General features: G+C 25.2%; 15 protein-coding genes. 13 read left to right on the forward strand and 2 right to left on the reverse strand.

Annotated elements, in window-relative coordinates; translation table 4 throughout:
- Nucleotides 1–11 precede the first annotated feature (11 nt).
- The 12 genes from ACQW0Y_RS00805 (at nt 12) to ACQW0Y_RS00860 (ending at nt 14,890) form a co-directional block, all read left to right on the forward strand.
- Entirely contained in the window at nt 12–1,340 is a 1,329-nt protein-coding gene (locus tag ACQW0Y_RS00805; RefSeq protein ID WP_427867307.1) for a C1 family peptidase, read from the forward strand.
- A gap of 93 nt (nt 1,341–1,433) precedes the next feature.
- A complete protein-coding gene (locus tag ACQW0Y_RS00810) occupies nt 1,434–1,736 on the forward strand; it encodes a 4'-phosphopantetheinyl transferase superfamily protein (protein ID WP_427867308.1) in 303 nt (100 codons plus the stop codon).
- 14 nt (nt 1,737–1,750) lie between these two features.
- Nucleotides 1,751–2,539, forward strand: a complete 789-nt coding sequence (locus ACQW0Y_RS00815; protein WP_427867309.1) for a lysophospholipid acyltransferase family protein — start codon at nt 1,751–1,753, stop codon at nt 2,537–2,539.
- A gap of 8 nt (nt 2,540–2,547) precedes the next feature.
- Entirely contained in the window at nt 2,548–3,354 is an 807-nt protein-coding gene (locus ACQW0Y_RS00820) for a segregation/condensation protein A (protein ID WP_427867310.1), read from the forward strand.
- Nucleotides 3,344–3,964 (forward strand): SMC-Scp complex subunit ScpB, encoded by a 621-nt coding sequence (gene scpB, locus ACQW0Y_RS00825; protein ID WP_427867311.1) that lies wholly within the window; start codon nt 3,344–3,346, stop codon nt 3,962–3,964. The genes ACQW0Y_RS00820 and scpB overlap by 11 nt, the downstream gene beginning before the upstream one ends.
- Nucleotides 3,957–4,790, forward strand: a complete 834-nt coding sequence (locus ACQW0Y_RS00830; protein WP_427867312.1) for a pseudouridine synthase — start codon at nt 3,957–3,959, stop codon at nt 4,788–4,790. Before scpB ends, ACQW0Y_RS00830 begins: the two co-directional genes overlap by 8 nt.
- Before the next feature lie 10 nt (nt 4,791–4,800).
- On the forward strand, nt 4,801–5,106 hold the full coding sequence (locus ACQW0Y_RS00835) for a glutamyl-tRNA amidotransferase (protein ID WP_427867313.1): 306 nt from the start codon (nt 4,801–4,803) through the stop codon (nt 5,104–5,106).
- Entirely contained in the window at nt 5,096–6,421 is a 1,326-nt protein-coding gene (locus tag ACQW0Y_RS00840) for an amidase family protein (protein WP_427867314.1), read from the forward strand. Before ACQW0Y_RS00835 ends, ACQW0Y_RS00840 begins: the two co-directional genes overlap by 11 nt.
- Nucleotides 6,414–7,838 (forward strand): Asp-tRNA(Asn)/Glu-tRNA(Gln) amidotransferase subunit GatB, encoded by a 1,425-nt coding sequence (gatB, locus tag ACQW0Y_RS00845; protein WP_427867315.1) that lies wholly within the window; start codon nt 6,414–6,416, stop codon nt 7,836–7,838. Before ACQW0Y_RS00840 ends, gatB begins: the two co-directional genes overlap by 8 nt.
- Entirely contained in the window at nt 7,822–8,910 is a 1,089-nt protein-coding gene (locus ACQW0Y_RS00850; protein WP_427867316.1) for a YihY/virulence factor BrkB family protein, read from the forward strand. Before gatB ends, ACQW0Y_RS00850 begins: the two co-directional genes overlap by 17 nt.
- A 101-nt stretch (nt 8,911–9,011) precedes the next feature.
- A complete protein-coding gene (locus tag ACQW0Y_RS00855; protein ID WP_427867317.1) occupies nt 9,012–10,019 on the forward strand; it encodes an ECF transporter S component in 1,008 nt (335 codons plus the stop codon).
- Nucleotides 10,019–14,890 (forward strand): valine--tRNA ligase, encoded by a 4,872-nt coding sequence (locus ACQW0Y_RS00860; RefSeq protein ID WP_427867318.1) that lies wholly within the window; start codon nt 10,019–10,021, stop codon nt 14,888–14,890. The genes ACQW0Y_RS00855 and ACQW0Y_RS00860 overlap by 1 nt, the downstream gene beginning before the upstream one ends.
- A 27-nt stretch (nt 14,891–14,917) precedes the next feature.
- Here the strand turns inward: ACQW0Y_RS00860 and ACQW0Y_RS00865 are convergent, their stop codons facing one another.
- Entirely contained in the window at nt 14,918–15,796 is an 879-nt protein-coding gene (locus ACQW0Y_RS00865; protein ID WP_427867319.1) for a 5'-3' exonuclease, read from the reverse strand.
- Complete coding sequence (dnaE, locus tag ACQW0Y_RS00870) at nt 15,796–18,777, reverse strand: DNA polymerase III subunit alpha (RefSeq protein WP_427867320.1); 2,982 nt, start codon at nt 18,775–18,777, stop codon at nt 15,796–15,798. The genes ACQW0Y_RS00865 and dnaE overlap by 1 nt, the downstream gene beginning before the upstream one ends.
- Nucleotides 18,778–19,165: 388 nt before the next feature.
- Between dnaE and ACQW0Y_RS00875 the strand changes: the two genes are divergently transcribed.
- The gene (locus tag ACQW0Y_RS00875) at nt 19,166–20,038 is read left to right on the forward strand and encodes a DnaD domain protein (RefSeq protein WP_427867321.1); all 873 of its coding nucleotides are present in this window, start codon (nt 19,166–19,168) and stop codon (nt 20,036–20,038) included.
- Nucleotides 20,039–20,043: the final 5 nt, after the last annotated feature.

Raw genomic sequence — 20,043 nt, forward strand, 5'->3', positions numbered from 1 at the left:
AAGGAGAAAATATGTCAAATATTAATTTAGATTTAATTGAAAAATTTGAAAAAAAATACGAAAGTAACCCAGTAAATAAGGCTGTAGAATCTGCAATTTTTAAAAATGGTTTAAAGCAAAGTTCAATTAATAATGAAGCTATTAAAAGACACAATTTTGTTTTTTCACATGAAACAAAAGTTGGAAATATAACAAACCAAAAGGCTTCAGGAAGATGTTGAATTTTTGCCGGATTAAATTCAGTAAGAACAAAACTAATGGAAGATTTTAATATTGAAACATTAGAGTTATCACAAAATTATGTTCATTTTTTTGATAAGTTAGAAAAAGCAAATTTCTACTTAAACTGAGTTGAAAACAATGGTTTAGAATTAGATAATGAAGATAGATTATTTAGACATTTTAATGCATCTCCAATTTCAGATGGTGGATACTGAGAATTCTTTATTAATTTAGTAAGAAAATATGGAATTGTAACAAAAGATGCAATGAATGAATCATTTAGTTCAGAAGCAACAAATGAAATGGTTGAACAAATCAACTGACGTCTAAAAGCCTATACAGCAAAAATGAGACAAGAATTCGCAAAAAGCAAGGAAATTAACAAAGTAAAAGAATTAAAAGAAAATGCTTTAGAAGATGTTTATAACATACTTGTAAAATCTTTAGGTAAACCTCCAAAAACATTTAAATTTGAATATCTTGATAAAGATAAAAAATATGTTTCTTTAGAAGAAATGACACCTGTTCAATTTTATGAAAAATACTTAAGTGATTATGTAGATTCAAAAGTAAATTTAGTTGCTGATCCTAGAAATAAATTCCCTCATAACTCAATTATTCAAGCACCATTATGTAATAACATGGTTGGTGGAGTGCCTTTAACAATGGTAAATGTGGATATTGAAGTAATGAAAAAAGTAATGATTGAACAAATTAAGGCTAAAGAGCCTGTTTGATTCGGTTGTGATGTTTCTACTTTTGGGAATAGAGATGGTATTCTTGACTCAGAACTATACAATTTTGATTTAACATTAACAAAAACACCAGAATTTTCAAAAGCAGAAAAATTTGAATCTAGAGCATCAGTTATTGCTCACGCTATGAACATGGTCGGTGTTAATTTAGATAAAAATGGTAATCCAATTAACTGAAAAGTTGAAAATAGTTGAGGTGCTGACCGAGGTTCTAAAGGTTTTTGATCAATGAGTGATCAATGATTTACAGACTATAACTATATGGCAATTGTAGACAAAAAATATCTGACACCAGAAATATTAGAAGCATTCAATAAACCAATTTCTACAATAACACCATTTGACCCTCTTTGTGATGAATAAAAATGTGCCTGTATTAAGGCATATTTTTTTGTTTTTATTGATATAAATATTATTAATTAAATTATAATTAATAATTATTTACTAAGGAGTTTTATGATTTCAATTGATTTAACAAAGATTAAAAGATTCAGAAAAATTTCTTTTCAAGCCATAAAACGCATTTTACATCCTGCTGAAATAGAAGATTTCTTTAATTTAGACAAAACCAAAAAAGCAATTTTTCTAGCAACAAGATGAGCTTTAAAAGAATGTATTTTTAAGATCGATAACTCGCTTTTTGAATTTAAAAATATCTTAATTGAAAAATCAACAAACGGTAAATATATTTTTAAAGATTTTCAGCTATCAACAACTAATGAAGACGGTTATGTTGTAGCTGTTGCATTTAAATCTTAAGTTAAGGAGAAAATATGAAATTAAAAGTTAGAAAATTTTTTAGATTTATTCCATTAATTCACAACATTTTAAAACTTAAATCTAAGGCTAGAAGAAACAGAAATATGCCTGAATACTACAAGGCATCAGAAAAACACTTTTTTGTTCAAAAGTTTGGCTCAAATATTCTAAAGCACTTAAATATTAAAGTTGAAGTTGAAGGATTTGAAAACATTCCAAGTGGTCCATGTTTCTTGACCCCAAATCACTCAACTTATCTAGATCCATTAATCATTGTTTCTGCTTTATGAAATCATGGTGATGGTGAAAGAAGATCAAGAGCAGCAAATTTTGTTGCAAGAGAAGAAGTTAAACAAAAGAAAACAATTTACAAAATTAGTCAATTAATTGATACATACTATATTGATACAAAAAAACCAAAAGAAGCGCTTGCAATCTTAAAAGATTTTGGACAACATGTTAAAAAGAATCAAACCTGTGGTGTTATTTTTCCTGAAGGCACAAGAACAAGAGATGGAAAAATTAATAATTTTAACTCGGGTGTTTTCTTAACAGCCCAATCTACCTATATTCCACTAGTACCAGTAACAATTAATAACGCAGCTAATGCTTTAGATGGTAATAGAAACGGTGAATTAATTGTTAAAGTTAAATTCCATCCAGCAATAAAACCACAACAATTCCAAACATTAGATAAAAAAGATTTTGCAAATTGAGTACAACAAATTGTTTCAAAAGACTATATTGAACAAACAATAACATCAAATGAAACTGTTAAAAACACATATACCAAAAGAAAATAGTGATGAATATGTCTCAGATAGTTAAACCAATTATTAATGAAATTTCATTTGAAGAAATTGAAAAAGAAAATATAAACCTTGAAAGCGATAAGCATATTTTTCGTCTTTCAAATTTTGATGGTCCCTTAGACCTACTTGTCTCATTGATTCGTGATAAAAATATTAGTATATTTGAAGTAGACTTATTCGAATTAGCGACACAGTATTTAGAAATCATTAAAAACATAAAATCTTATGAAATTGATATTGCTTCAGAATATTTAGTCATGGCTGCTACATTATTGCAATTGAAAGCAAGAATGTTACTTCAAGATCCTGAGGCTGAGGAAGAAATCAAGGAAGAAAAGAAAAGATTGCTTGAACAAATTGCAGAATATGAGAAATTTAAAGAAATTTCAGCTGTACTAAGAGAACAAGAGGAAAAAAGACAAAAATTATTTTCAAAAACGCCTGAAGAAACAGAAGACTTTGTTAAAGAAGTTGATTCTTCAGTTTTAGATGGACATTCAAATAGTTCAAAATTAGTAATTACTTTAAGAAAAATGTTTGAAAGAACTTATTCTGAACTTATTAGAAATATTACAATTTCTACGATAGCAGTCAGTCCTGAAGAACAAAAAGAAAGAATAATTAAATTATTTACTTCAAAAAACGAGTTAAGTTTTAAAGAAATTTTTAACGTTCCAACAATAGGTCATTTTGTAATTACTTTATTAGCAGTTTTAGATTTAGCTAGACAACAGATTGTTATTCTTGAACAAGATGAAGATGAAGGAATAATTAGATTTAAAAAAGGAATAGAATATGAAGAATAAAATTATTGAAGCACTTTTATTTATCCAAGGTAGTGACGGACTAAGTTCTGAACAAGTTAAAGATGTTTTTAAACTTAACACAATTCAAGAAGGAAGAAAATTATTAAAAGATTTTAAAACTTTTTTCAATAATCAAGATAGAGGGATTAAAGTACATGAGTTTAATGATGTTTATAAATTTTTAACAGTTGAATCAGTTAAAGATTATATTTCAGAACTTGTTACCATTGTGAGAAAACAAAGATTATCAAATGCCGCAATTGAAGTTGCTGGTATTGTTGCTTATAAACAACCTGTTACTCGCTCAATAATTTCAAATATTAGAGGTGTTGTTAGTGATGGAATTGTTGCAAGTTTATTAGAAAAAGGAATAATTGAAGAAGTTGGTGTTGCCCAAACTCCAGGAAACCCAATTTTATATGGAATTACCAACAAGTTTTATGACTATTTTAAAATAAAGACATTAGCAGAATTACCACCATTTCCAGAATTTAGTCGTTATTCAGATGTTGATGAAGATATGATCGATAAAGATTTTAATTTATTTGATTCACAAAGAAGTGATACTAATAATGACGGGATATTTTTAGAGGAGAATTTTGATGAATAAGTTTAAGGCAAAAAAAGACGATGTTGGCCGTATTTTATACAAATATTTATTAAAAATTTGTGACAATGTGCCAAAATCAAGAATTGAAAGAATTTTTAGAGAAAAAGATATTAAGGTTAATGGAATTAGAACAAACGATAAACAATATAAATTACAATTAGGTGACGAGATTATTGTTTATGGTATTTCTGAAATTGCTAAACCAGAAAAGAAAAATACAGCAAATATAAACTTTAAAGTTATTTATGAAGATAAGAACTTATTAATTGTTGATAAAGCAACAAACGTTGCAATGCATTCTGAGGAAAATTGTCTAGATGATCAAATTCATAAATATTTAAATTTCAAAAAAACTTCTTCTTTTGTTCCAGCATCAATTGGAAGAATCGATAAAAAAACTAGTGGATTAGTTGTTTATGCAAAAAACTATAAAACTTTAGTAGTTTTTGATGAGTACCAAAAACATTTTGAAAAAGTTTACCAATTCGTATCAGATTTCAATGAGGATAAATTAGATATTACTGTTCGTTTAGAAAAAGATATAAAAAATGAAAAAATGCGGGTAAATCCAGATTTTGGAATTAAAGCTAGAACTATTTTTTATAAAGAAGGAAATAGAAGTTATGCACAAATTCTAACCGGAAAAAAACATCAAATTAGAGCAACGTTAGAATACTTAAAAACTCCAATTTTAGGTGATACTAAATATGGCGGTAAAAGAGCTAAGAGATTATATTTACATTCATATTCAGTTAAATTTTTAAACTTACCAGAAGAATTTTCTGAATATAATGATCAAATTTTTATATCACAACCAAGATGATAAATAAGGTGTTATGATGAGTGACGAAGAATTAAAAAAATTAGCAAATAATTTGTTATTAGAACCAAGTGAAGAAGTTTTTAAATTAGCAAAAGAATTATTAAACTCAATTGATAATTCTTTATCTGAATTAGATCAAATTAATTTAAATGATATTAAACCCGTTTCACATATTAATGAAACAAAAATGTCATTTGATGAATTACGCGAAGACGAAGTTAATGACAATACAAAGATTAAAAAAGAAAAAATATTAGAAAATGCATTTAATCATGACAATGATTTAGTAATCATGAAAAGAGTTATAAATGAAGAATAAAAAAATAGAGGAAATTATTTCTTATTTACAATCAGACGATAATAATGCTGTTGCACATGTTTTTTCTGAAGCAAAACTTAATAATTCTGGTTTTTTAGCGAATACTGTTTTTACAATTAAAGATAATTATGCAGATGTTAATGTAAATTGTAAAGGTTCAAGTTTATTATTATCTAATTTTAAACCGCAATATAAAGCAACTGTTATTAAATTATTAGAGGAAAATGGTTCTTCATGTGTAGCACGTACAAATTTAGATGAATTTGGTCTTGGCGGATCAGGTGAATATTCAGCATTTGGTTTAATAAAGAACCCATTAAATAAATCATATTTAGTTGGTGGTTCATCTTCCGGAGCAGCAGCTACTTTTATTAAAGATATTGATTTTGCAATTGGATCGGACACTGGAGACTCTGTTCGTAAACCTGCCTCAAATATTGGTGAGATTGGTTTTAAGCCTTCTTATGGAGCAATAAGCAGATATGGGTTATTTGCTTTTGCATCATCATTGGATACAGTTGCTTATTTTACTCATAGCATTGATGACTTAATCAAAATTTCTTCGGTTTTGTATAAACAAGATTTAGAAAAAGATATGACTTCGATTGATTTAAGTTTTCAATATGAACAAATAAGAGAAACTAAGCCAAATAAAATTGCATATTTAAATTGTTTTGACAAATTAAATCCTTCAATTGCTAAGTCATATCAAAAATTATTAGAGACATTAAAAAATGATGGTATTGAATTAATTGAAATAAAAGAAGATATTAAAATCTTAAACTCAATTGATGTTATTTATAAAGTTATTGCATTTTCTGAAGCTTCATCAAATTTAGCAAATTTAAATGGTGTTTCTTTTGGATTAAGAAATGAAGGAAAAGACTGAGCAGATACTTTTCAAAAAACAAGATCTCAATATTTAGGTAAAATGGTGCAGTCACGTTTAATTTTAGGTTCATTCTTCTTAAAGGCAGAGAATCAAATAAAATACTTTGTAAAAGCAAAAAAAATGCGTAGAGTATTAATGAATTATTTTGAAAATATTCATAATTCAGCTGATTTATTTATTTTTCCAGCCTCAAATGATGTGGCACCAAATATTGAAAATGGTTCAAAATATAAATCATATTTAGATTTTATTTTAACTTATGCTAACTTAGTTGGAAATCCTTCATTAACAATGAAATTAGGAAAAGATTCTGAAACAAAATTACCTTTTAATATTGCAATTGATGCTAAAAAAAATAAAGATACCAAATTATTTTCACATGCACTTTATTTAGAAAAAAAATTAGGAGAATTAAATGAATAATGATTGAGAATTAGTTATTGGTATTGAAATTCATCTAGAACTTAATACTAAGACAAAAATGTTTTCTTCACAACCGAATTTATACACTTCTAATCCTAATATTTATGTTTCTCATATTGATCTTGCATATCCAGGTTCATTACCAATCGTAAATAAACAGGCAATTATTAAAGGAATAAAATTAGCTAAAGCTCTATCGATGGAGATTGATCAAAATATTCGTTTTGACCGTAAAAATTATTTTTACCCTGATTTAACAAAAGGTTACCAAATTACACAACAATTTAATCCGATTGGTAAAAATGGATTAATTAAAATTAAAGTAGATAACCAATGAAAAGATATTAAAATTGAAAGAATTCACTTAGAAGAAGATACTGCTAAATCATTACATGAAGGCGATTTTACTTATTTAAATTACAACCGTTCAGGAGTACCTTTAATCGAAATAGTATCTAATCCTGTTATTGATTCTGCTAAAGAGGCCGTTGCTTATGTTGAGGCTATGAGACAAACTGCTCTGGCGTTAAATATATCAGATGCTAAAATGAATGAAGGCAGTTTAAGAGTAGATTTAAATATTTCAGTTCGTAAAAAAGGAACTAATGACCTTAATACTCGTGTAGAAGTTAAAAATTTAAATTCAACTTCGAATATCGAAAAAGCAATTGATTATGAATTTAATTATCAAGTAGAATGCTATAAAAATAATAAAATATTTGAACAACAAACTAAAAGATTTGATGAAGGAAAAAATATAACAGTTACAATGCGTTCTAAATCTGATGCAATTGATTATAAATATTTTCCTGAACCAAATATTCCTTATATTGAATTAAGCAAAGAATTAATTGAAAGTGTAAAAATTGAAGAATTACCATTCGAAAGAGAAAAACGTTACCTTGAAAAAGGTTTAAACAATGTTCAAATTTCTCAGCTTATTGATAATATTGAATATGCAACATTCTTAGATAGCATTGAAACAACTGACTTTAAGAAAAGTGCAAACATTTTCTTTTCTGAAATAGTTTCATTTTTAAATCAAAATAATTTTTCAATCACTCAGTTAACAATCGATATTACCAAAATTTCTAAATTGATTCAATTTGTTTTAGATGGTAAAGTAAATAAAAATAGTATTAAGCCAATATTAGATTTAGCTTTAAAAAATAACCAATTAACAATAGAAGATATAATTAAGAATAATAACTTTTTTGTTGAACAAAAAGAAATTTCTTTACAAGAAGTTATTAATGAAGTTTTAAAAGAAAATTCTAATCTTGAAAAAGAATTTGAAATAAATTATAACCGTGCTTCAAAATTCTTAATAGGTCAGGTCATGAAAAAAACAGGTGGAGAAGCAAAAATAGATGAACTTAATAATTTAATAAAGGTACTTTATGAGGAAAAAAAATAAGAACTTATTACAAACGGGATGAGATAAAGAAAAAGAAGACCGTCAGAAAAAAAATACCAATTTAAACTCTGTTTCTTCACGGCAAATCGTACGTAATAAAAATAAACAAAACATTTTTGAAAAAATATTAAAAGCAATAATTTATGGAATATTGTTTATTGCTATTCCTAATTATTTAAAAAGTTCAAAAGTGAAAGGTAAAGAAATTGTTAATTCAACATATACAAAAATAAATTCGAATGAATTTGCTTTTGTACCTGCTGGTTATGCAATGTATTTATTCTTATCATTTATTCCAACGCTAGGTTTAGTAATTGGGGTAATAGGTGCTATTAATACACAATTTGAAATAATTATTAAAGTCACAATTCTAGGACAACTTATTCCCGGTATTGAAAAAGTTATTCCTGCTTTTGCTGATATTTGAAGTAGTGCAGGTGGGACTGTAGCTTTTATTTTATTAACTGTTTCAATTCTTTGAATTTCTTCAAAAGGTTATTCTAAGTTTATTTTATCTTTTGATGCTCTGTATGAACATAAAACATCAAATGCTATGTGAAAAGCTAGAATAAAAGGATTCTTAACAAGTATAATAATTACAATTCTTTTAACAGCATTTTTATTAATAATTTCTTCATTTTTAAGTTTTATTTTAAAAAACGTTTTTAATATTACTGTTGATGATACAACCACATTAAAAAATTTACCTTGAGAGTTTCAACTTATTTTTTGAATTCCAACCGTTTTATTTCTACCAATAATAACTTATGTTGCTTTCTTATTCTTTTTTAAATTAGCTCCAAACTTTAGAATTAAGTTTTCGCATGTTAGCCCAGGAGCAATGATTGTTGCTATTCCTACATCGTTATATATTTTAATTTTTGGGTCACTAACCTCTTTAATTAATTACAATAAATTTGGTGTTGTAGCATCATTTATGTACATTATTTTATTATTAAGTGTTATGTCTTATTTTATTTATATAGGGGCAATTGTTAACTCAAGTTTTTACAAAACCTTTATAAATCTTCCAATAATGGAAAAAAGTAAATGATTTTCGCACAAATATTAAATTAAAACATTTTTTATTTTATATTATCTAGAGATAGTTAAATAATAATATAATTATTTAAATGCTTAAAGCACTAATAAACCGATAAAAAAGGAAAAACTATGAATTCAAAACTGCCAGGAGGCTTAGGTCATTATTTACAATGGTTAAGATCTCAAACAAATATTTCTTTTAAAAAATGAAATCCCAAAAGAATAGCTTTTGTGGGTGTTTTGATTGCCATTTCAGTCGTTTTCTTCTTAATTTCAGTTAGAATTTTGCCTATTAGTGCCTTACCAACCTTTAAATTTAGTTTTATCGGCTTACCTATTAAAATAACTGGTTTTATTTTTGGTCCTATCGTTGGTGTTATAACCGGGATTTTAGCTGACTTTATATCATTTGCACTAGTCCCAACTTATTATAGTTTCTTATATACTCTTGCTGTTGCTGTTGCGGGTTTCATTCCTGGTATTGCTTCTTATTATTTCTTTAATATTAATGAACTTTTTTTCTCAAGAAATTACAGAATTTTTAAATATAAACAAATTATTGAGTTTTTCAAAATCCAATTTGCTGAAGCGTTAGCCAAAGGAAATTCAGAAGACTTACAATATTTTTCTGAAAAAATAGCTTATTATGAAGTTAGAACAATTATTTTGGAAAATAAACCTAAACCAACAGCAATGATAAATTTTTCTTTCATTTCAACTGTAGTGATATTATCTTTACAAATACTATTAATTATTGCAATTTTTGCTAAACTTGATAATTCTATTTTTGAACACAACCGTTTTATCAAAAATAAAACTTTCTATATTTTACTAACAACTTCTGGCTTCATGGGAATGATATTATTTGTCATAATTTACCGTTTATTTGTAAGAAAAAAAATTCAAACATTTATAGAAGTTATGGCTATTATTACTTTTAGTGCTTTACTAGAACTTGCAAATACTGTTTTATTAGCATGAGCAGATACAGCAACGTTAAAAACCGATTTTTGAGTAAACTTTACTGGTCAAACATTAACTGGTCCTGTTAAGATATTTTTTAACTTAGTAATCATTTTAGCAACTTATAAAGTCGTTTCTTCTTTGGTTAAATCGAAAGAAGGTGACAGATTCTAATGAATAAAAAAATAACCGGGTTAAGAGTTTTAGAGCTTAAAAAAAGAATTAAAATTAAAGAAAAAAATAAACTTTATTTCAAATATTTAATTCATAACTTAAATTTTAAATTATCTAAAAGTAGTATTTTAGGTATTTTTAGTGGTGATTATGAAACTAAAAAAATGATTTTTGATCTTTTGGTTAATAATAAGATTCAAGAGAACAAGTATCAAGGGTTTATTGAATTTAAACAAGAAGATAATAAATATTTTTTAATTAGTGGGAATGATAATTATAAAAGAAACTTAGCTTATGGTTTTGATGATAATAATTTATTTGAAAATAAAACAAAAGAAACACTTTTTTCTTATTTAGAAAAATATATTAAAGATAATAAATCTAAAGGTTTATTTAGCAATATTTTTAGTAAAAATTGAAAAGATATTTATCAAGATTCAAAATACCATTTTAAATTAGAATATGCCAAGTTAAATCATAATTTACAATTAAATATTGAACCATTATTAGATGAAATTAAAATTATTTTAGATGATAGCACTGATTATGATTTAGACAAATTTGATCGTAATGATCAAATACTTTTTATTCAAAAGTTATTGATTGCAATTAGAAAAGTTGTGAAAATAATTCAAAATAGCGAGCAAAGTTTTTTTGATTTTGTTGAATCGACTATAAAGAATTATGAATCCGGTAATTCATTAATGAAATACAAAGAGTATAAGGAAGCAAAAACTAAATACAACGAAATTTATAATAAGAAAAATATAATTAAACATCGTGTAGCTAAAAATGATTTATGATATAAAATTAAAAATTCGCTTGAAATTTTAAAGTTAAAAAATTTTAAAAAAGAAGAGGTTAGAAAATATTTTATTAAATTGAAGCAAGACTTTTTAAATGAAAAAAAGTTTAACCATTTTTATTTAAAAAATAATTTTAATCCCGAGTCTTTTGTTCATTATTATTCAAGATACTATATTAGCAAAATCTACTATAAATTTTTCAAAAAAAATTATTCACAAATTCAATTATTAAACCATAAAAACTTCATAGATTTTGTTAGCGAAATATATGATCTTCGTGACAATACTATATTAGAAATTAATTCACTAGCGACAGTTGGAACAAAATATCAATTAAAAAAACAAATTCAATATGTTGCCAATTCAATGCTTTCAAATACAACAAAGATGTATTTCGATCGTTTTCGTTTATTTAAACAAGAATTAGATGAACAAACTCAAGAAATAGTTTTAAAAACTCAAGAACTTGAGTTCACAAAAGCAGATGATTACATAAACATCTCACAATTAAAAAATTATGAATATGATTTTGTTCAAAAACAAGCTGAATATCATTGAAATGTTGATAATTTAGGTAAGGAAATAAGAAATGAAACTAAAAATTTAATTAGTAAATCAAATATTGCTTTTGTTTCAAATATTGAAAAATCAAAATTGATTTATAAAAGGATTAACCAGATTTTAGTCAAACTTTTTGATATTCATAAAGAAGAATTTAGTGAAGATAAACAACTAGAATTAATTTTATTAAATCCTTTTTTTAAATCATATTTTGATCTTAAGGAATTGAATTATTTAGTTAATAATCTTTTCTTACAATTTATCGATTACAAAAAGCTTTTTGAAGTAACAGACTCTGAAGACTTTTTATCTAAATTCTTTTTAAAATCAAATATTTACAAAATATTATTAAATTCTGATATTTCATTAGATAAGCTAGCAATGAATCTTTCTTATTTAACCTTAGATGAAAAAATATCTTTAGAATTTAACAAAATTTTAATTAATAATCCTAGTTTAATAATTATCGGCAATAACATTGACAAACTTAGTGAAGAAAATCAATTTAAAATTTTGAATAAGATTAATTCATATATTTTAGCTAATGAAGCTATTGGAATATATTTCTTAAACAATATAAATGTAGCTTCCAAATTAACAACAGACCTTAATATTGTTATGAACTCAAAAACAATTGAACAGGGTAAAACAAACATAATCGTTGATAATCCTATTAATCCAGTTGTTAAAAGGCTTTTAAATAAAGAGGATGAAAAAAGCAAAACTCTTTACAATGATTTTTTAAGCAAAATTGATGACTTTGAAAATATATTTAAATATGAAATCGAGCCTGATCATTTTGTATGATGTAAATGATATCAACTAACAAAATGAATAAATAGTAAAAATACGCAAAATAAGAAATTTAGAGACTTATTTTCTTTTGATGAAAATAACGAAAATAAGAAAAATGAGTTTGTTGATAAAAGAGACTATACTGAACAAACAATAATTGATTTTAGTTTAGTAGAAAACAAACAAAAAGGAGATGCTATGGAGAAAAATTTTGATCATAAAATTGTAGAAGAAGGCAGAAATCAAAAATGAATAGATATGCAAGCATTTTCTACTCACGATATTAGTAAACCTCCATTTACAATTATTCTACCGCCGCCTAATGTTACTGGTAAATTACATATCGGTCATGCTTTAGACACATATATTCAAGATACAGTTATAAGATACAAAAAAATTAAAGGTTTTGATGTTATGTGAGTAGCAGGAAAAGATCATGCAGGAATTGCTACTCAAGCTGTAGTAGAAAAAAAACTAGCACAATCAAATATCAATAAATATCAACTTGGCCGTGAAAAATTTGTTGAAGAAATCTGAAAATGAAAAGATGAATATTCAAATAATATAACATCACAATGAGCTAAATTGGGTTTAGCACTAGATTATACAAGTGAACGTTTCACATTAGACAAAGAAGCAAATGAAGCAGTCTTAAAAGTTTTTGTTGATATGTATAATAACGGATTAATTTACCGAGATACAAGGGCCATTATTTGAGATACTAAATTAAAAACAGCACTATCTAATATTGAAGTTATTCCAAATGAAACTAAGCAAAAAATGTATTATATTAAGTATCCAATAAAAGATACTAATGAACAATATTTATTAGTTGCAACTACAAGAGTTGAAACAATGTTTTCTGATGTTGCTTTAGCTTTAAACCCAACAGATAAACGTTATAATGAATTGAAAGATAAATTAATCATTCACCCGTTAACAAAAAGAGAAATGCAAATAATTTCTTCTGACAGTATTGACCCGTCATTTGGAACTGGTGTTATGAAGGTTTCAGCCCATGCTATTGAAGATATTGAAATAATCAAAGCTAATAAATTAGAAGTTATTGAATGTATTGATGACGAAGGAAAAATGAATTCTTTTGCAAATCAGTTTGAAGGAATGGATCGTTTTGAAGCAAGAATTGAAGTTGCTAACTTTTTAAAATCCAAAGGTTTTATCGAAAGAATTGAAGATGTTATTTCTAATGTTGGTTACAGTGAAAGATCTAAAGAACCAATTGAAATATTAGTTAAACCTCAATGATTTGTTAAAATGAAATCATTATCAGAAAAATTACTAAAAAACCTTGAATCTTCAGAAGGAGTTAAAATTATTCCTTACCGTTTCAAAGATAACTTAATTAAGTGAATGGAAAATGTCTATGATTGAACTATTAGTAGACAAATTTGATGAGGACATAGAATTCCTGCTTGATACCACGATAACGAAGTTTTAGTACAAGTTGAAAAACCCGGTGATGGATGAATTCAAGAAAGTGATGTTTTAGACACTTGATTTAGTTCTGCTCTAGCACCATTTGTATTCTTAGGCTGACCTCAAAGCACTGAGAAGATAAAAAGATATTTCCCAACAAGTTTACTAGTAACTGGTTATGATATTATTTTCTTCTGAGTTTCAAGAATGTATTTCCAAAGTTTAGAATTTATGGATGAAATACCTTTTAAAGAAGTTTTATTACATGGTTTAGTTCGTGATTCTCAAGGAAGAAAAATGTCTAAATCATTAGGTAATGGTATTGACCCGATTCAAGTTATTGATCAATACGGTTCAGACGTTTTAAAAATGTCTTTAATTTTTAACTGTACTCCTGGCTTGGATATTAATTTTGGTGATGAAAAAATCCAAGCTGCAAGACTATTTATTAATAAAATTTGAAACATTGCAAGATTAGTTAAAAATGTTCCTATTAATTTAGAAGAACAAATAGATTACTCTAAATTAGATGAATTCGATAATTGAATATTATCTGAATTTAATAATATGGTTGAGAATATAGATTTAGCAATGGAAAAATATGAATTTACCGTTGTATACAAACATATTCAGGACTTTATTATTAATAAATTTTCATCTTGATATTTAGAATTTCTAAAGTTTAAAAATAATAATTATTTTATTCATTATTTATTTAGAGAAATTTTAATTACTCTTCATCCATATATGCCATTTGTAACTGATTATTTATTCCAAGAATTATATAAAGAAGAATTATTAGAACACGAACCAACAGTTTACAAAAACCAAGAAAACTTCGATTTATCAAACGCAAACAGTTTAATTGAATTAATTACTGTTTTAAGAAAATACCGTGAAGATAAACAAATTTCTAAAAATCAAACATTAAATTATTTTGCTGAAAATATTAATTTATCTGAAGCTATTCAATTAATTATTTTTAAATTGGCTAATTATACTTTAAATCAAAATAACGACTTTTCAATTGCTACTTCTTTTGGCAAAGTTTATATTAAACAAAGACAAGAAGATAAAGAAAATGAGATTATTGAATTAAAGAAATTAATTGAAAAAACAAAAAAAGAAATTTTGTTTAATGAACAATTTATTAATAATCCTAAATTTATGGCTAACGCTGATGCTTCAAAGATCAAAGAAAAAGAAGACAAATTAGAGTTTTATAGAAATAATTTGCTCCACTATGAAGAAGAACTAGCTAAAAAACAATAAAAATTTGGCCTAAAGCGGCCAAATTTATTATTTTTTTATTAATTTTACAAAGTTTTTTCTTATTGAGTTTAATTGAAATTTGTCAATTATTTCAACAGCTTTGTTTGACATATTTAAATTATTAATATCAATATCACTTAAATCAATATTGTCTAAATCAAAATCAGTAACTAGCCTTGCAATTTTTTGATCTCTAAACGCTATATCTCTAAACTCTTCAAACTTAGATGCTCAAGCAGGCTTGATATTTTCTAAATTGTTATATATATTATCTAATGTTTTGTATTCATTTAATAATTTAGTGGCTGTTTTTGGTCCAATACCTTTTATGCCAAAAAAGTTATCACTGCTGTCACCAACAATTGCCTTATAATCTACAACTTGATATGGTTCGAAATCATAAATAGTTTTGAAATTATCCTTTGTTAATATTAGGATAGAATCTTTATGCTTCTTAACGATTTTTGTATGATCATCAATTAATTGATTTAAATCTTGATCAGCGGAAAAAATAACTTTTTCAATTTCGTGGTATTTTAAACACACTTTTGCAATAATGTCATCAGCTTCATATCCTGGTTTTTCTAAATTTTGTATATTAACTGATTTTAATAATTCTTTAATTAAATTCATTTGTGCAAAAAAGTCACTTGGCATTTTAATTCTACCCTCTTTATAATGGTCATACATTTGATGACGAAAAGTTTTTTCTTTTGCGTCAAAAGCAATAAGAATATGACTAGGACCTTGGTCAACAATTAAATTAAAAAGAGTTCTAAAAAATAACAAGGTTGTATTTGTTGAAAAACCTTCATCATTTGTTAAAACAACATTACTTTTATTCATTGCAAAATAAGAACGATATGCTAAATATGTTCCATCTATAATTAGAATCTTTCTGCTCATTATTTAATAACCTCACAATCTTTTAAAAGAATCTTATTGTCATCTTTTCTTATAAATTTAATTTTTACTATTTTATTTTTTAATTTAACTAGTTCCTCATTAACTTTAAACATAAAGGCTACAACCTTATAAGTAGAATCTTGAAAATCAATTCTTTGGTATGGTCGACCTCTTTTATCATTTCCGATAACCACATTAATACATTGAACTACCATTATGTATTCATTTCCAGCCCTTGTGTCAATTAATCGGTTATTTTCAATTTCATAATTTTGAGTAGTAAAGTTATTATAAATTTGACCTAACAACTCAATTTCGTTTTGTTCAAGATCTTTATCATTATCTTCTTCACAATTCAATGGCTCATTATTGATAATTTGCTTGATAATATCTTCATTTTTCTTGAATAAATTTTGTTGCACAAAAATAGATGAATTTGAAGATGAATCAATTTCGCTTATCATTGTTTTTTGTGATAGTTTAAAGTTTCTTAATGTATTGGCCTTAATTAAAGTTTCAAATGTACTTTTTCCAAATGATTTTATTTTAAATAAACTTAAATAGCAATCTAAAAAGCTTTTATAACCATTATTTTCTTTTCTGTTATTAATAATTAGTTTAACAATTTCAGGACCAATACCCTTTATTAAACTTAAAGGCAATATTATCTTATTATTTTGAATAATTGCTATATCAGAAGATAAATTTATATCTGGGCTTAAAACTGTAATGCCCATCATTTTTGCTTCATTAGCAAATTTTGATACTGTTGTTTGCGCGCCATTGGCACTAGTAATGCAAGATGCAAAAAATTCTAATGGAAAATTAGCTTTTAAATATGCCATTTTAAAAGTTAACATTGAATAAGCAACAGCATGTGATTTATTAAAACCATAATCAGCAAATTTTTCGATAGTATCAAAAATTTTCTTAGCAACTTCCTCTTTGTAATTGTTATCCAAAGCTTTTGCAATAAAATTCTTTTTGATTTCAATCATTTCATTGGCTTGTTTTTTAGAAATAATTTTTCTTAGTAAATCTGCTTCTTCAAATGTCATGTTTGCAATTTTTTGAGCAATTTGCATTATCTGTTCTTGATAAATAATAATTCCATATGTATCTTTAACAATTTCATCATATTCTTTTGAAATCGAAGGAATTTGTTCTTGTCCGTTTTTTCTTTTTGCGTAATTTGAAACATAAGCCATTGGACCAGGGCGATTTAAAGAAATAATTGCACTTATATCATTAAATGAGCTGACCTTAATTTGTTTTAATGCTCGAATCATTATTGGGCTTTCTACTTGAAATATTCCGGCAGTATTACCAGAAGATAATAAATCAAATGTTTTTTTATCGTTGTAATCTATTGTTTCCCAATTAATTTCTTTATTATATTTTGCTTTAATTTCATTTTCAATTTGTTTTATTGTTGAAAGAGTTTTTAGGCCTAAAATATCCATTTTAATTAATCCAAAATATTCTAGATATTCCATACTTAATTGTGTTTGTTGAAAATTATCGGCATTTTCAAAAGTTGGCACTAAGTCAATAATTGGGTTAGCAGAAATAACAATTCCAGCAGCGTGCGTTCCAATTTGACGGTAGAACCCTGAAATTCTAGTAGTTTGATTAATTACATTCTTTGTAAATGTATTATCTAATGGATTAATTTGATCAAGCTCTTTAATAAGGTTTTCATTCTTAGATGCTTCCTTAATTAAACTTGTGTCATCTGAAGAAATTAATTTAGATACCTTATTAATTTTGACGGGACTAACATTATAAGCACGTAGAATATCTCTAATTGCAGATTTTTTTCCTAACGTTGAAAAGGTAATAATATTAGCAACGCGATCATATCCATATTTATTAACTAAATAATTAATAACTTGATATCTCTTATCATCTTGGACGTCAACGTCAATATCTGGCATTGAAATTCTTTTTGGATTTAGGAATCTTTCAAAAATTAAATTATATTTTATCGGATCAATTTCTGTTATTCCGAGTACATAAGATATTAATGAACCTGCAGCAGAGCCCCTTCCTGGCCCTATTGAAATATCATTTTCTTTTGCTCAATTAATTCAATCTTGAATAATCAAAAAATAATCTTCAAAATTTAGTTCACTAATGATATCAAATTCTCTTTTTAATCTACTCTTATATAAGTCATTTTCAAAAAGTTTTTTAAGATTGTCAGATTTCTTAATTTTTTCTAAAATAATGAAACGTAAATAATTTTTAGAATCTAATTCTTTATTGTTAGGATAGGAAAGTAAATGGTAATTATTTTTAGAAAAAGAGAAAAATAAATTTTTCACTAATTCATTTGTTCTTTCGATAATTTCTTTAACTAATATATCATTATTTTCAACTTCAAAAAATAAAGGATTATTAAGTCTAATTGGTTTATTCTTACCATTCATTTTATTAAGTAATTCAATTATTGACAAATCTTGTGAATCTAATGTATTAAAATTATTCACAATTAAAACATTCTTAAAATAAGAACAAAAATCCAAATAATCATTAATTTCTTCAATATTAAAACTAATATAATAATTATTATTTCGGATAACCTGCTTTGTTGTTTTGTAATAACTTAACTCTGGATTTTCAACAATAATTATTTCTTTATTGTTCTCTAATAATTCTTCAAGATTTACTTTCTCATTTTTTAATAAACGATAAGAAATTTTGTGTAAATCAGTAAAAGCTTTTTTATTCTTAGCAAATAAAATAAAACCAAATTCATTTTCTTGAATAAATAAATTTGCTTCTAAACCAAAAATTGGTTTAATGTTATTTTGTTGGCACTTTATGTTAGCTTCTCCTAGACTAAAAAAATTATTTTTTTCAGTAAAAGTTAAATACTCAACATTGTCTAAAATAGCTTTATTTATTGCATCATCAACGGTAATTGTGCTTTCTAAAAATGAGAAAGTCGTATTTAAATGAAGGTTAAATAATTTCATAGTTTAATTATAAATAAATAATATTTTAAATTTTAAAAAGAAGAAATATATTATCTAAAAAAACCAGAGGTTAAAGTGTTAATTTGGCACTTATAATTTATAAAAGGCCTTTTTCTTCTTAAAATTAAATGATATTTTTATATTATCTATTTTTATTAGTTTTTAGGATCTAAAATATAAGAAATTATTGACAATTTTTTGTAGAAAACTTACTTTTTTTTTAAAAAAATTCTTAAATTTAAATGATAAAGTATTATAAACCTGTTTATAAAATGCACTAATTTTTTTGACATTCTAAAAAAAGTAAAAAAATGAGACTTTTTATTCTTTTAGTTTCATAAAATTTATTCCATCAAGCAAATAAATTAGAAAATAAAAGGAGGATAAAATGAATCAAATTAAATTTTTAGTTGATAATTCAGCTGACATTAATTCTAACGACTTAATTAATTTAAGAACATTTTATACTCCAGTTATTGGTAGTCTTGGTTTAGCTTTATATCACCATCTATATGATTTATATAATAATGATAAATTAACAAAATATGATTTATCAGAAACTTCTGAGTTTTTAGTTTTAAGCGAAGAAGAATTAAGGGAAACTAAAAATAAATTAGAAGGTATAGGGTTAATTAAAACATTTCAAGATAAAGAAGGAAATTTATTATTTAAACTACTTAAACCATTAAATGCTAATGAAATTGTTAAAAACCCTTTAGTATCTAGCATTTTAAAAAATAAATTTGGAGAGGTTAAATTTAATAAATTAATTAAAGAAAAAGCCCTTTACTATTATGAATGTGAAAAATATAATGATGTTTCAAAAAACTTTTTTGAAGTTTTCGCTAACGAAAAAATCGAATTAAACCAAGATGAATGTTATGACTTTAAACTAGTAAATGAAAATGAACTTGTGGATAATTTAACTAGTGAACAGTATATTTGTCATTACACTAGACGCGAATTAAGCCCTTCGCAAATTCTAATGATTAAGAAAGTAAAATCCTTAAAATTCGAAGATAAAGCAATTAATAATTTTGTTAAATATTCACTTTCAGTTAATAACGCAATAGTATGTAACTATATTGAAAAAATTGCTAATGATTTTGCTAAAAGAAACCTATTTGAAGCTGATTTAATTGATAATGAGTTATCACAGGTAATATTATTTAAAAATAAGAATAATACTAATAATTATCAAAAAAATAATTCTCAAATTAGTAATATTTCTTTAGAAGATGGCCTAGCATGAGATGATTAAAATAT

Origin of the sequence: Mycoplasmopsis arginini (assembly GCF_965278885.1) — a bacterium.
Classification (GTDB): domain Bacteria; phylum Bacillota_I; class Bacilli_A; order Mycoplasmatales; family Metamycoplasmataceae; genus Metamycoplasma; species Metamycoplasma arginini_B.